13 protein-coding genes are annotated in these 12,666 nt (G+C 72.1%); 6 read left to right on the top strand and 7 right to left on the bottom strand.

What is annotated here, in order from left to right; genetic code table 11:
- Window positions 1-242: 242 nt before the first annotated feature.
- The 4 genes from BLA60_RS39685 to BLA60_RS39670 all read right to left on the bottom strand — a co-directional run bounded on the left by BLA60_RS39685 (window position 243) and on the right by BLA60_RS39670 (window position 4,716).
- Window positions 243-506: a DUF6752 domain-containing protein gene (locus BLA60_RS39685; RefSeq protein WP_211289013.1), complete on the bottom strand. Its 264-nt coding sequence runs from the start codon at window positions 504-506 to the stop codon at window positions 243-245.
- The gene (locus BLA60_RS39680; protein ID WP_075138250.1) at window positions 494-2,047 is read right to left on the bottom strand and encodes a class I SAM-dependent methyltransferase; all 1,554 of its coding nucleotides are present in this window, start codon (window positions 2,045-2,047) and stop codon (window positions 494-496) included. Before BLA60_RS39680 ends, BLA60_RS39685 begins: the two co-directional genes overlap by 13 nt.
- Window positions 2,048-2,146: 99 nt before the next feature.
- Entirely contained in the window at window positions 2,147-3,352 is a 1,206-nt protein-coding gene (locus BLA60_RS39675; RefSeq protein WP_075138249.1) for an MFS transporter, read from the bottom strand.
- Window positions 3,349-4,716 carry a GH1 family beta-glucosidase gene (locus tag BLA60_RS39670; protein ID WP_075138248.1) on the bottom strand — a complete coding sequence of 456 codons (1,368 nt, stop codon included), beginning with the start codon at window positions 4,714-4,716 and terminating at the stop codon, window positions 3,349-3,351. The genes BLA60_RS39675 and BLA60_RS39670 overlap by 4 nt, the downstream gene beginning before the upstream one ends.
- Window positions 4,717-4,817: 101 nt before the next feature.
- Between BLA60_RS39670 and BLA60_RS46380 the strand changes: the two genes are divergently transcribed.
- The 3 genes from BLA60_RS46380 to BLA60_RS39655 are packed head-to-tail and all read left to right on the top strand — an operon-like array spanning window position 4,818 to window position 9,052.
- On the top strand, window positions 4,818-7,562 hold the full coding sequence (locus tag BLA60_RS46380) for a hypothetical protein (protein ID WP_154814934.1): 2,745 nt from the start codon (window positions 4,818-4,820) through the stop codon (window positions 7,560-7,562).
- Between the two features lie 31 nt (window positions 7,563-7,593).
- The gene (locus tag BLA60_RS39660) at window positions 7,594-8,589 is read left to right on the top strand and encodes a hypothetical protein (RefSeq protein WP_075138246.1); all 996 of its coding nucleotides are present in this window, start codon (window positions 7,594-7,596) and stop codon (window positions 8,587-8,589) included.
- 25 nt (window positions 8,590-8,614) lie between these two features.
- Window positions 8,615-9,052, top strand: coding sequence for a hypothetical protein (locus tag BLA60_RS39655; RefSeq protein ID WP_154814933.1), 438 nt, complete (start codon window positions 8,615-8,617; stop codon window positions 9,050-9,052).
- A 30-nt stretch (window positions 9,053-9,082) separates the two neighbouring features.
- Here BLA60_RS39655 and BLA60_RS39650 read toward each other — a convergent pair whose 3' ends face one another.
- On the bottom strand, window positions 9,083-9,451 hold the full coding sequence (locus tag BLA60_RS39650; protein ID WP_425427134.1) for a VOC family protein: 369 nt from the start codon (window positions 9,449-9,451) through the stop codon (window positions 9,083-9,085).
- 146 nt (window positions 9,452-9,597) lie between these two features.
- On the opposite strand from BLA60_RS39650, the gene BLA60_RS39645 reads away from it, so the two are divergent.
- From BLA60_RS39645 to BLA60_RS39635, 3 genes are all read left to right on the top strand, one after another.
- Complete coding sequence (locus tag BLA60_RS39645) at window positions 9,598-10,512, top strand: SDR family NAD(P)-dependent oxidoreductase (protein ID WP_075138244.1); 915 nt, start codon at window positions 9,598-9,600, stop codon at window positions 10,510-10,512.
- Between the two features lie 99 nt (window positions 10,513-10,611).
- Window positions 10,612-10,818 carry a hypothetical protein gene (locus BLA60_RS39640; protein WP_075138243.1) on the top strand — a complete coding sequence of 69 codons (207 nt, stop codon included), beginning with the start codon at window positions 10,612-10,614 and terminating at the stop codon, window positions 10,816-10,818.
- Window positions 10,819-10,987: 169 nt separating this feature from the next.
- The gene (locus BLA60_RS39635; protein WP_075138242.1) at window positions 10,988-11,872 is read left to right on the top strand and encodes an NAD(P)-dependent oxidoreductase; all 885 of its coding nucleotides are present in this window, start codon (window positions 10,988-10,990) and stop codon (window positions 11,870-11,872) included.
- A gap of 54 nt (window positions 11,873-11,926) precedes the next feature.
- On the opposite strand, the gene BLA60_RS39630 is transcribed toward BLA60_RS39635, so the two are convergent.
- Together BLA60_RS39630 and BLA60_RS39625 are read right to left on the bottom strand one after the other, a co-directional pair.
- Window positions 11,927-12,370: a type II toxin-antitoxin system VapC family toxin gene (locus BLA60_RS39630; protein ID WP_075138241.1), complete on the bottom strand. Its 444-nt coding sequence runs from the start codon at window positions 12,368-12,370 to the stop codon at window positions 11,927-11,929.
- Window positions 12,367-12,588 (bottom strand): type II toxin-antitoxin system CcdA family antitoxin, encoded by a 222-nt coding sequence (locus tag BLA60_RS39625; protein ID WP_075138240.1) that lies wholly within the window; start codon window positions 12,586-12,588, stop codon window positions 12,367-12,369. The genes BLA60_RS39630 and BLA60_RS39625 overlap by 4 nt, the downstream gene beginning before the upstream one ends.
- Window positions 12,589-12,666: the final 78 nt, after the last annotated feature.

The raw sequence follows: 12,666 nt of genomic DNA, 5'->3' as shown, positions 1-12,666 counted from the left end.
TGGCACGCAACCCCACCCGACCACTCACCCTCCTCGGCATCCCCACCTAACAAACCAACGACTTTGCCGACCCCCTGACCCTCACCGGGGGCACCCCTCAGCGCCATTCTATCCGGTCAAGCTCCGCGGAAGGCCATCTCGACGAGGGCTGTGGACAACTCAGGGGGCGAAAGGGTCACCAGTGGAACCGGGGCATGAAAAACCGGGCATGGCCACAACGGCCATGCCCGGCGGACAACGGCCTAGAAAGATTCCCGGTTGTACGACGCCAGGATCTTCTTGATCTTTTCGTCCTCGCGGTCGGCGGCGGGGACGAGGACCTCGGTCACCACGTCGGTCAGTTCGGCCAGGCGTTGGTGCAGCCGCCGGGTTTCCTGGACCTCCACCTCAAGTTCGGCGACCCGGGCCCGCAGGCGGTTCAGTTCGTCCAGCAGGCCGGTCATTCCGGCCAGCCGCTTGGCCTGCTGACCGACAACAACCCGCAGCTTCGTCTTCAGCGTTTCCATGTGGCCACCAGCCTGCATACGTGAGGATCCTCGTTCTTGTAAACCGCGAGGCCGTAGCCGGCCTCCCGGTGTTCGATCTGTCCGCCGCGTTCCTCGATCTCCGCGACCACCACGTCCGGGTCGAGGTACTTGCGGAAGTGCTCCCCGAACACCTTCTCCGCCTTCGCGTCCAGGCCGGTGCGGAACTCCAGGTAGAACCGGCCGCCTCGGCGCAGGCACATGCTGGCCACGCGCCACAGGTTGTGCCGGCCGAAGTCCTCCAGCGCGTGCACCAGGAACCGGCCGTAGAGCACCGGCGGCTGGTCGCGGTGGGCGAACTCGGCGCCCATGCCCAGCACCTGACGCACGTCGTAGAGGTTGAAGGTCTTGAAGGTCGCCGGGATGTTCTCCTTGGCGGCGGTCTTGCCGGCGCGTTCGGTGGCGGCCGGGATGTAGTCCATGCCGAGCACGGTCCTGCCCTGCCTGGCGAACCACAGCGAGTCCCGGCCGGTGCCCGATCCGATATCCACAATGGACGACTCGGCGTCCTCACGCTCGTGCACCCACTGGGCGAACGGCGACGGGGCCTCGGCGACCGTGGAGCTCGACCGTCCGAAGTAGAACGGCCACCAGTGGCCGCGCGCGGTGTTGTTGCCCCTGGTCCAGCCGTCGAGGCGGCGGCGGACCCCGCGCGGGGTGGTGAACTTGAACGACGGGTCGGGAATGCGCCAGTGCGGGCCGTAGGTGATCTCCAGCAGCGCCTCGGGCTTGGCGGGCGCGGTGATCCGGCGACCGTGCAGCACGACCTCGCCCAGCGGCAGGATCGTCGCGGTGTCGAAGTCGGGGGCGTGCACCTCGGGCATCAGGTAGAACGTGCCGTCGACGACGAAACCGGCGAACACGTCGATCGCCCGGCCGCCTTCCGGGTCGGGCACGATGACCTTGAAGTCGGCCGAGGAGAAGCGCCACGTCCAGTAGCCGGCGCGGATCATGACCCGTTCCAGCGCGTAGGACTCGCGCGCGACGTCCACGGGACTGGTGTGCCGGCTGAGGTAGGCGACGTCGGCGTCGGAGTCGTGCGGGATGAACGTCCCGTCACGGACCGCGCCGAGCAGCGCACCGAACGCCAGGAACGCGTCAACGCCGCCCTCGTCGCGCAGCCGCCCGAGGACGTCCTCGACCGCGTCGAGCAGTGCGTTGACCGTCGCGTCACCGCGTTCGGAGAAGCCGCACTGCAGGTCACCGGCCTTGTCGACGATCAGCGGCCGGCCCTGGGCGTCCACGATGCTGACCCGGCCCTCGGAGTCGTCGAAGGCGTACTCGCCGTCGAACAGCACCCGTTCGCCGAAGCGTTCGCGCACGGTGATCTGGCCGGTGCCGCGCAGGAACGGCCGCAGGCTCGCCGGCCACTTGACCCGTCGGCGGGTTCCCTCGGGGCGGGCGTCGCGCCCGGCGTCGAAGGACCACACCCACTGCCCCTCGACGAGCACGTCGATGACGGCCCGCTGGTCGGCGGCCACCAGGACACCGTCCCGATCGACGCTCGCGACACCAGGGGGCACAGCGGTAGCACTCCCCGCGTCGGGGAGGCGTCTGTCGGTTTCACGCATGATTCGCGCACTCTAACAGTGAGTGAAACCACGGTGGAATTCTCGTGAACGTCATTCCACCGACCGGATGCGGCGAACGAGAACGGCACCCGTCAGGACGAACGCGGCGGCCACCGCGTAGAGCACCGGGTACCCACCCAGGTGGGTGACGATCGGGGCGGCCAGGACGGGTGCGAGGACCTGCGGCAGGGCGCTGGCCACGTTGATCACCCCCAGGTCCTTGCCCCGGTCGGCGGCGGCCGGCAGGACCTCGGTCATCAGCGCGATGTCCACCGACGTGTACGCGCCGAAGCCCAGACCGAGGACCGCGGCGGCCAGCAGCGCGCCGGGCCAGGCCGGCCAGGCGGCGAGCAGGGCGGCGGCCACGGCCATCACCACGCCCGATCCGCTGACGAACACCCGGCGTCGGCCGACCCGGTCCGACCAGATACCGGCGACGACCACAGTGGACAAAAGGGTCACGGCGTACACAGCGGTCAGCACGAACACGCCGTCGTCCGGGTCCGGGTGGCCGACGGCGTCCTGCAGGAAGAACAGCAGGTACACGATCGCGATGCTGTTGCCGGTGTTGATCAGGAACCGGGTCAGCCACGCCCAGCCGAAGTCGGGGTGGCGGCGCGGGCTGATCCAGAAGTCCCGCCAGCGCAGTCTCGGCGGTGTCTCGGTGAGCACGGTGTCGCGGCGCAGCGCCAGGTACGGCACGGTCGCGCACAGCAGGAACCCCGCGCACACCAGGTACCCGGCGGCCAGCCCGCCGACGGCCGCCGCGATGCCCGAGCCGGCGACGATGCCCATGGTCTGGCCGACGCCGAACCAGCCGCCGACGGTGCCGCGCTGGCGGTGCGGGACCTGGTCGGGGATGGCGGCCATCAGCGCGGCGAGCATCGCGTTGAGCGTGAGCTGCGCCAGGCACCAGCCCAGGGCCATCACGACCAGGTTCGGCGCGACAGCGAGCACCACCAGGCTGGCCGCCCCGCCCAGCGACCCGATCGCGGTCCACGGCAGCCGCCGCCCGGCCGCCCACCGGGTGCGGTCCGACAGCGCGCCGAACAGCGGGTTGGCCACCATCGACACCCCGGCGCCCAGGCCGACGACCAGCCCCAGCGCCAGTTCCTTGTCCTGGGGCGCCAGCTCCTGGGCCTGGCGGCCGAGCAGCACCTGCAAGGGCCCGAAGAACGCGGTGAACAGGCCGAGGCTGGCGACGGTCAGTAGCGCCGTCCAGCGTCTGGGGACCGGGGTGGTCAGCCCCGAGGTCACCGCTGGGCCCGGATCAGCTCGCGGTACCAGTGGAAGGAGTCCTTGCGGGTGCGGGCCAGGGTGTCGTAGTCGACGTGCACCAGCCCGAAGCGCTGGGAGTAGCCGACGGCCCACTCGAAGTTGTCCATGATGGACCAGACGAAGTAGCCGCGCAGGTCCACGCCATCGTCGATGGCCGCGCGGGCGGCGCGGACGTGGCCGTCGAGGTAGTCGACGCGGCGGGTGTCGGCGACCCGGCCGTGCTCGTCGGGTCCGTCGTCGTAGGCGCAGCCGCTCTCGGTGACGTACACCGGCGGCAGCGCGTCGCCGTGGCGGGCGCGCAGCGTGCTGAGGACCTCACGCAGGCCGTCCGGCACGACCGGCCAGCCGAAGTCGGTGACCGGGTAGCCGTCGACGGCGGGGAAGTCGAAGGGCAGCCCGTCGGGCATCGCGACGCCGTCGATCACCGTGGCGGGCGTGGCCGGGCGGGGCGCGCCGACGACGCTGGGCTGGTAGTAGTTCACGCCGTACCAGTCCAGCGGGGTGGCGATGGTCGCCAGGTCCTCCTCGACCGGGCCGGGCATCGCGGCGGCGAACCCCTCCGGGTACTCGCCGCGCAGCACCGGCGTGGCGAACAGGTCGTTGACCAGCGTGTCGTAGGCCTGGGCGGCGCCCCGGTCGGCGTCGGAGCCCGACGCCGGCCAGACGGGGACGTGGTGGTTGGCGATGCCGATGTCGCGGGCGCCGGCCGCGCGCAGGGCCTGCACGGCCAGGCCGTGGCCGAGGAGTTGGTGGTGGGCCACGGGCAGCGCCTCGAACATCAGCTGCCAGCCGGGGGCGTGGGCGCCGACGGCGTAGCCGAACAGGGTGAGCACCATCGGCTCGTTGAGCGGCATCCACAGCCGCACCCGGTCGGCGAGCCGGTCGCCGACGATCGCGGCGTAGTCGGCGAAGCGGTGGGCGGTGTCGCGGGCCAGCCAGCCGCCGGCGTCCTCGACGACCTGCGGGGTGTCCCAGTGGAACAGGGTGACGGCGGGGGCGATCCCGGCCGCGCACAGCTCGTCGACCAGCCGGTCGTAGAAGTCGAGGCCGGCGCCGTTGACCTCGCCCCAGCCGGTGGGCAGCACGCGCGGCCAGGACACCGAGAACCGGTAGGCGCCGACGCCGAGCTCGGCCATCAGCGCGACGTCCTCGCGGTAGCGGTGGTAGTGGTCGGTGGCGACGGCGCCGGTGTCCCCGCCGAGCACGGTGTTCGGCCGCGCGCAGAACGTGTCCCATGTGGACTGTCCGCGTCCGTCGGCGTCGACGGCGCCCTCGATCTGGTAGGCCGAGGACGACACCCCCCAGAGGAACCCGTCCGGGAACGCGGGAATGGCGGGCGTCATCGTTTCCTCCGGAAACTGGTCGTCAGCTGAGGAAGCCTGGACCCTGGAGCGAAAATGGTCAAGACCGCAAATGGGTTGGTGTGGTGCGCGACCATGGGAACGTGTCCGAACGACTGGCCTTCGGGGTGACGACCGGGCCGGGGTCGCGGTGCTGGCCGCTCACCCCGGGCGATCCCGCCTGCCCGGTCGCCGTCGGCCCCGCCGGCGCCGACCCGACCGACGCGGCCACCGCGCTGGCCGCGCTCGCCGGCCTGGTCGCCGACGGCGGGGTCCAGGCCGCCGGCGCGGGCGTCGACCTCGGCGGCGGGTTCACCTCCGCGCGGCTGGCCGACGCCCCCGGCGACCGGCGCGACGCGGTGCTCGCCGCGCTGCGGGTCGTCGACGGCGAACGTCTGGGCGACCGGTCCTCGGTGCTGGTGGCGCTGTTCGGCCTGTCGGCGACCAAACGGGTCGGCGCGGCCGCGCACACCGCGATCAGCGAGGGCCGCTGGGCGGCGCTGCGCCTGGCGTCGGCCGCCTCCGACCTGCTCGGGCCCGAGCAGCTGGAGCGGGTGCTGGCGCTGCGCGCCCCCGAGGGCACCGACCCGTTCCCGCGCGGCGACGCCTCCACCCTGGCCCGGCACCTGGCGCTGGTCCTGGACCGCTACCCGAAACCACGGCGGCTCGCGCTGGTGGAAAGCCTGTGGCGGCACGTGTGCGACGAGCTGGCCCACCGCCGGGACCTGGCCGCGCTGGCCGACTCGCAGGCCACCGACCAGCTCGACGGGCTGCGCGCCCGCCATCGCGAGCATCTCGACGAGCCGCTGCTGCGCCAGTTGGGTACCGGCACGACCCTGGCGCAGGCCGCCCGCTGGCGCCCGCCGCGCTGGTGGACCGCCGCCGAGCTGGGCCGGCTGCTGCACGACGCGATCGCCGCGACCGCGCTGCTGCGTTTCGCCAGGACCCTGGCCGCCGAGGGTCTGGTCGTCGCCGCGCGGCGCCACCGCGCCGAACTGGTCGCCGCCGACGCGTGCCTGACCGACCGGGAGCGGTCCGAGGCGTCGGACCGCTCCGCCGCCCACCCGGCGCGCCCCGGCCGCTACCTGCACGACCTGCTGGGTCCGCTGCGGCCGGGCCGGACGTTCACCGACCGGACCGAGCGCCACGTGCGGCAGCGGGTGGCGCTGGCCCGTGACTACGGCGTGGTCGTGCAGGACGCCGTCGTCGGGGTCCTCTACGGCCTCGACGAGAACGATCGGCTGTACGAATGCTGGGACGCCTGCCGGCCGTGGCGCGGCGAGCGGCTGGCCCAGTGGCGCGCGGCCGCCGGTTTCACCAGGTCACCGTGGGAGTGGGAGCAGCCCCCGCTGCCCGACGCGCACCCCGACGGTCCGAAAGGGACACTGGCCGAGCGGCTCACGCCCGGCACGGACCCGGTGGCCGCCGAACGCCCGCACGACCTGCTCTGGCTGGCCGACCTCGCTGACGCCCTCGCCCCGTGCTTCGGCCACCGAACGGCCGAGGTGACCCACCGCCGTCTGGTGCCGGGCCTGAGCCACGACCCGCTGGTGGCCCCGGCGCCGGCCGACCCGAGCGCGGACTCGGTGCCGCTGGCGGCGGCCGGGGTGGCGCAGCTGGTCGCGTTCGGCGCCACCCCGCCGCCGCGCTGCGCCAGCTGGGACGCGCTGGTCGAGGCGGTGTCGGCGGACACGGCGGTGGCCGAGGCCAGCGTCGGCGCGTTCCCCGTCCCGCCCGAGCTGTCCACTGTGGACAGGATGACGCTGCCCGGCACGTCACTGGTGGTCGAACTCGGCCGCGATCCCCGCCAGCTCGCCGCGTGGTCGGGCTACATGGGCAACTGCATCGGCGACCACTGGTACGCCGATGACGCCCGCGCCGGCCGCTGCGTCCTGCTGGCCCTGCGCGACGGCGGCCGCCTCGTGGCCAACGTCGACCTGCGCCGCCGGGGCACCGGCTGGCACGTCGAGGAACTGCGCGCCCGGTTCAACGACCCGGTCGAGCCGGACCTGGAACGCGCCGTCACCACCTGGGTCGCCGGCCTGACCGCCGTGGTCCCCGAGGTGACGGTGGTCCCCGAGCCACCGCCGGTGCGCGCCACCGGCGGCACCCGGCGCCCGACCGGCCTGCCGGCCGAGTTGGTCCGCGCACTCACCACGGCCGTCGAGCACGAACTGGCCCGGCCCCGGGTCGGCGCCGCGCGCCGGGTCTACGCGACGCTGCTCGACGGCGATGGCGACTTCGACGAGCAGGCGGCCGTCGTCGCGCTGAAACGCACCCGGCCGCAGCGGCTGGCCGAACTGGTCGCCGCCGCGCTCGAACGCGGCGTCGGCCCGCTGTGGCGGGCCAGCGGGGTCCGGCCACTGGCCGCCGCCGTCGCGTCCGTACCGGGGCGCGAGCGGCTCGGCGCGCTCAGCGGCCCGCTGCCCCGCTCGTCGCGCACCCTGGTGCGGCGGCCGGCGATCGCGCCCGCGTACGCCATGGACGTGGTCGCCCTGGCGATCCGCCGGGCCATCGGCACGGCCGATCTCGCCCGCGCCGTTGCCAGCGCCGTTGCCCGCGATCCGACGCCGGAACTGGTGTGCGCCACCGTGATCGCCGCGACCTGCACCGAGTCCACAGTGGACGTGGTGCGGGTGACCGAGCCCGGCGCCACGGCGGTCCCCGGCTTCCCGGCGACCGACCTGTTCACCGACGGCCCGTGGCGCCACGCGCTGCCCGCCGCCGCCGAACTCGGTGCGCCCGTTGAGGTTTTCGAGCAGCGGGTCGCCGAGAAGGGCCTGCTGGCGCCGGCCGCGCTGCTGGGCCGGGGCGGCTGGCCGGCGCTCTGGGCGCGCGCCCACCGCTGACCCCTTGCCCCCGCGCGTAGGGTGACGTTACGTGTCCTCCCGAACACGCGTCCCCGCCGTCGTCGCCGTGCTCCTCACCCTCGTCACCGCCTGCTCCGAACGCGCGAACCCCACCGAACCGGCTGGTCCGGCAGACCCAACGACCTCCGCCGGCCAGGAGGATCCGCTCTACACCGGCGAAACGGAGTCGTTCAGCGCGTCCTGGGCGGTCCAGAACGACTGCCCCACCACCGTCATGATCCGCTTCTCCGACGACGGCCCGGAACTCACCACCGTCGGACCGGACGAGGACGCCGAGCGGCCGATGCTGATCAGCTGGAACCCGCCGTGCCACGGGCTCAACCAGCAGATCGACTTCGACGGCAACCCGGTCGCGCGGACCACCGGATCCCCGGACGCGGCGGCCTGCCAGCACGCCGCCGAACAGTCCCGAGGCGACGGCAGCGCCGTGCGCGCCGTCGCCGTCGAGGACCTGGCGGCCGGCGACGTGTTCTGCGAGTACGCCCGGTACTCCGCCCGCGTCATCCGGATGACCGTCACCGACGTGTCCGCCGAGGACCCGCTGCACATCGACTGGGAGTTCACCGCCTGGGCCGTCGACCCGGCCCCCACCCCCGAACCAGGCGACGCCCGCTACACCGACGAGCCGTTCACCTTCGACGACAGCGCATGCGCCCGAGGCTGGGTGTCCCTGGGCGGTGACGTCCCCACCGTCCAGTACCACACCGGTACGAAACCGAGCATGTCCGGCGGCGACGTCGACTACTTCCCCGCCTGCCGGTTCGGCGACGGCAAGATCCGCTTCAGCAACCACACCGTCCCCGTCGACGGCGCGCTCGACCGGTCGGCGTGCCGGGATGCGGCCACCGGCTCGTCGGACCACAGCCCCGAGATCCCCCTGCCCGACCTGCGCGCCGGCAGCTTCTACTGCCAGTACCTGTCCGACATCGACCGGATCGTGCTGCTTGAGGTCGTCACCGTCGACGGCTCGACCGTCGAGTGGAACGCCACCGCCTGGGACGAGTAGCCCGTCGCGTGGCAGGGTGCTGGGCATGGCCGGCAGAGTTCTCATCGGGTTGCTGATCGTGTTCATCGCCGTCCTCGGAGTCGGCGGCGGCGTGGCCCTGATCACCGAGGGCGTCGACGGCCGGACCGCCGTCGCCGACGGCCCCGCCGGCACCCTCACCCCCACCGGCCGCCAGTGCGGCAAGGAAAGCTGCTCCTGGATCGGCACCTTCACCAGCGACGACCGCAAGACCACCCGCCGCGACGTCGAACTCCGCGACGACCAGACCGTCCGCCGCTCCGACCCGACACCGGCGAAGATCCCCGACGTCCGCCTGCACGACGGCGACCCGCCCGTCGCCTACAGCACCGACTACAGTCCGGTCCCCAAGATCGCCGGCGGGGTGGCGCTGATCGTGGTGTGCCTCACGGTCGCCGTCCTGTTGGTCCTGCGCGTGCGCCGCGAGCGAAAGTCGAGGCCGTGATGCCCCACGTCCACCGGGTGACGACCAGTGTCAGTCGCCGGTGGCGGCCCGTTCCGCAGCGCTGCGCAGCACGCAGAACTCGTTGTTCTCCAGGTCACCCATGACGACCCAGCCCTTGCCGTCCGGTTGCCGCCGGTCGTCGACGACGGTCGCGCCGAGCGCGAGCAGCCGCTCGACCTCGGCGTCGCGTGTGGACAGTGGGCTCAGGCACAGATGCAGCCGGTTCTTCACCGTCTTGGCCTCCGGAACCCGCAGGAACAGCAGTTCCTGCCCCTCGGCGACCCCGATGCCGACCTCGTCGGACTCCGGCGTGTCCTCCGCGCCGACCGGCAGGTCCAGCACCTGACTCCAGAACTGGGCGAGCCGATAGGGGTCGGCACAGTCCACTGAGATGTTCATGATGCGCGATGTCACAGTCGCCGACCCTGACACGCCGTTCGCCACGGCGCCACCCCTTTCCGCGCCGCACCTTCCCCGGTCACACTGGACAGGCCACTCCCGTCACCCGTCGCGAACCGAACCCGTCGACTCCCCGGAAGGGCGCCATGGTCACCACACCGCTGGTCGTCGCGATCACCGGAGCCAACTCCGGGATCGGTCTGCGCGCGGCCGAACGACTTGCCGTCGACGGACACCGGGTCTATGCGATCTGCCGGACGCCGGAGCGGGGTCAGGCCGCCCTGGCCCGCATCAACAGCCGTGCCCGGACACCGGCGCGACTCGTACTCGCCGACCTGGCCGAGCCCGCTTCGATCGACTCCGCCGTGAACCACCTCCAGGGCGAGGTGGACCACCTCGACGTCCTGATCAACAACGCGGCGGTGTTCGACCAGACGATCCGCACACCCCAGGTCACCGCCGCCGGACATGAACTGTTCTGGTCCACCAACCATCTTGGCCCGTTTCGGCTCACGGCCGGACTCAGCCACCTGCTGGTGAACGCCCCGCGCCCCAGACTCATCTCGGTGGCCAGCAAGGGACTGCTCACCATGCCGCGGATCAAGATCCGTTTCGACGAGCTCGACGACCTGAGCTGGTACAGCCCGACCAGGGCCTATTACCACGCGAAACTGGCCCAGATCATGGTGAGCCACCAACTCGCGCTGCGCACCGTCGGAGAACTCGACGTGGCCTGCGTCCGGGTGCCGGCCGTCCGACTGGACGCCGACCGCATCGCCGCGCTGCCCCCGCTGCTCCGCCTGATGTACGTCCCGAAGAACCGGATGGCGGCACCGCCCGAGCGGCTCGCCGACACCTACCGCTCCCTTGCCACGCGGCAGACGACCTGGACCGCGCACGCGACGTCGACCGGCGGTGCGCGCGGCGAACTCCGCGGCATCTACCTCGACGAGCACGAACGGCCCGTCACCGCGCCGGCGTTCGCCTACGACGCACAGGCCCGCCAACGTCTGTGGGACCTCTCCCAACACGCCACCGGTTCTCCGACGTGGGCCTGGTGAAGCCACCCACTCCCGTTCCCGGACGGCCCCAGAGCGGTGTCGACCATGGCGGGCACGCGCTAGATTGCCCTGCCGATCAACCGACTGTGGGAGGCCTCCATGTCCTACGAGTTCGCCACCGTGGAATGGATCTGGTCGATGTCGTCCATCCGAGTCAACCTGCCCGGCGGCGAGGAACGAACCATGCCCGGCAGCTACAACGACGTCGTCACGGTCCTGTCCGGTCTGGGCGAGCAGGGCTGGGACGTGGCCACCTGCGCGGGCGTGGAGAACTGGCTCTACTGGACCCTCCGGCGACAACGCTGACCACCAACCACAAGGTAAGTACCGCAGTAAATAGTGCGTACTTCCCGCGACGACACAACGCATGCAGCATGGTCGACGTGTCTGAATCCACTCGAAACACCGCTCTGTCGACCGAAACCCGCGTGCTCACCCGCTGCTCCACCGCTCGCTCCGAGGACCGAGGTGCCGCATGAGCGTCACGCCGGTCACGCTCATCGGCCTCGGCCCGATGGGTCAGGCCATGGTCCGGACGCTGCTGGCCGCCGGCCATCCGGTCACCGTCTGGAACCGCACCGCCGGCCGGGCCGGCGGTGTCGTGGCCGACGGTGCCACCCTGGCCGCCTCGCCCACCGACGCGGTCGCCGCGAGTGAGCTGGTGATCCTCAGCCTCACCGACTACCAGGCGATGTACGACGTGCTCCGCGACGCGACCCCGACGCTGGCCGGTCGCACCATCGTCAACCTGAGCTCGGACACCCCCGACCGTGCCCGCGAGGCCGCCGCGTGGGCGGCCGGGCATGGGGCGCGCTTCGTGACCGGCGGCGTGATGGTCCCCGCGCCGATGGTCGGCACCGAGGCGGCCTACGTCTACTACAGCGGGCCGGCCGAGGTCCTCGAGACGCACCGCCCGGTCCTGACCAGGATCGGGGCGCCGCGCCATCTCGGTGAGGACGCCGGGCTGGCCCAGTTGATGTACCAGGCCCACCTCGACGTCTTCCTGACCAGCCTCTCAGCGCTGATGCACGCCACCGCGCTCCTCGGCTCGGCCGGCATCACCGCGGCGGACGCGATCCCGGAGCTGATGCCGACGTTGACCGAGATCCCGGCGATGCTCCAGACCGCCGACCTGAACATCGGCACCCAGATCGACGCCGACGAACACCCCGGCCACCTGAGCACGGTCACCATGATGGGCGCGACCGCCGACCACATCGTCGGCACCAGCCGTGCCGCCGGGATCGACCTCGCCCTCCCGCACGCCATCCAGGCGCACTACCACCGCGCCATCGCCGACGGCCACGGCAAGGACAACTGGACCCGCATCATCGACGGCATCCGAACCCCCTCGGCGTAGGCAGGACGGCCGCGGCCCTCAGGTGTCGACACGGTCTGGCAGAAGGGCCTGACATCACGGTTCGTCCGGTGGGTGCCCGTCGCCCGCCATCTCGTGGACGTCGATGCTCTCAGCGAGCGAACTTGCCCGGGCGAGACGTTGGTCAGTGGTGAGAACCTTCACCCGTAGACGATCGGCGAGTTCGATGTAGAGCGCGTCGGTCAGGCGGAGATCCGCGCGGCGCGCCCAGGCACCAGCCGCCAACTCGGCGACAGGGTGGCGAGTCAGGGGGATCGCGCTCAGCGCGGACAGGGCAGTGTCGACATCGGCGGTGGTCAGCTCCCCGGCGCGCTGGAGCCGGCCGAGAGCTGACAGCACCTCGGCGTCCAGGTGCGCCGGCGCATGCAGAACGGTACCGACAAGCCGCTTCCTCGCCGGGGCGGCATGGTCGGTGCCCGCCAGGAGATCAACGAGAACCGAGGCGTCCAGGACGACCAACTCGGCCGGCGACGCGGTCATCCGTCGGCCAGCTCCTCACGGGCACCATCCAACGCCTCCAGAGCGGCGCGATGGGAGACCGCGCCGCGTGGGACCGGCAGTGCCGCCAACCACGAGTCCGTAGCCCGACGTTGCAACTCGTCAGCGATCGCGGCCTGGGCGAGCGCGGAGACGTTCAGGTCCGCGGCTTTGGCCCGCTCGGCGAGTTCGTCCGGCACGTACACGTTCAGCCTGGCCATACACACAACATACACACATGTCGGGGTGGCGGGCGACCGCCGCCCTGGCGAACGCGCGGAGTGAACGCGGGATTGATC

The sequence above is a fragment of the Actinophytocola xinjiangensis genome (assembly GCF_001921215.1).
Lineage (GTDB): Bacteria > Actinomycetota > Actinomycetes > Mycobacteriales > Pseudonocardiaceae > Actinophytocola > Actinophytocola xinjiangensis.
This window is presented reverse-complemented; position numbering and strand designations above follow the sequence as displayed.

Bases quoted from the DNA above. Each gene is read 5' to 3' on its own strand.
- BLA60_RS39635 (WP_075138242.1), top strand. From the start codon at position 10,988: ATGAGCGTCACGCCGGTCACGCTCATCGGCCTCGGCCCGATGGGTCAG.
- BLA60_RS39685 (WP_211289013.1), bottom strand. From the start codon at position 506: ATGGAAACGCTGAAGACGAAGCTGCGGGTTGTTGTCGGTCAGCAGGCC.
- BLA60_RS39640 (WP_075138243.1), top strand. From the start codon at position 10,612: ATGTCCTACGAGTTCGCCACCGTGGAATGGATCTGGTCGATGTCGTCC.
- BLA60_RS39625 (WP_075138240.1), bottom strand. From the start codon at position 12,588: ATGGCCAGGCTGAACGTGTACGTGCCGGACGAACTCGCCGAGCGGGCC.
- BLA60_RS39650 (WP_425427134.1), bottom strand. From the start codon at position 9,451: ATGAACATCTCAGTGGACTGTGCCGACCCCTATCGGCTCGCCCAGTTC.
- BLA60_RS39670 (WP_075138248.1), bottom strand. From the start codon at position 4,716: ATGACGCCCGCCATTCCCGCGTTCCCGGACGGGTTCCTCTGGGGGGTG.
- BLA60_RS39645 (WP_075138244.1), top strand. From the start codon at position 9,598: ATGGTCACCACACCGCTGGTCGTCGCGATCACCGGAGCCAACTCCGGG.
- BLA60_RS39630 (WP_075138241.1), bottom strand. From the start codon at position 12,370: ATGACCGCGTCGCCGGCCGAGTTGGTCGTCCTGGACGCCTCGGTTCTC.
- BLA60_RS39655 (WP_154814933.1), top strand. From the start codon at position 8,615: ATGGCCGGCAGAGTTCTCATCGGGTTGCTGATCGTGTTCATCGCCGTC.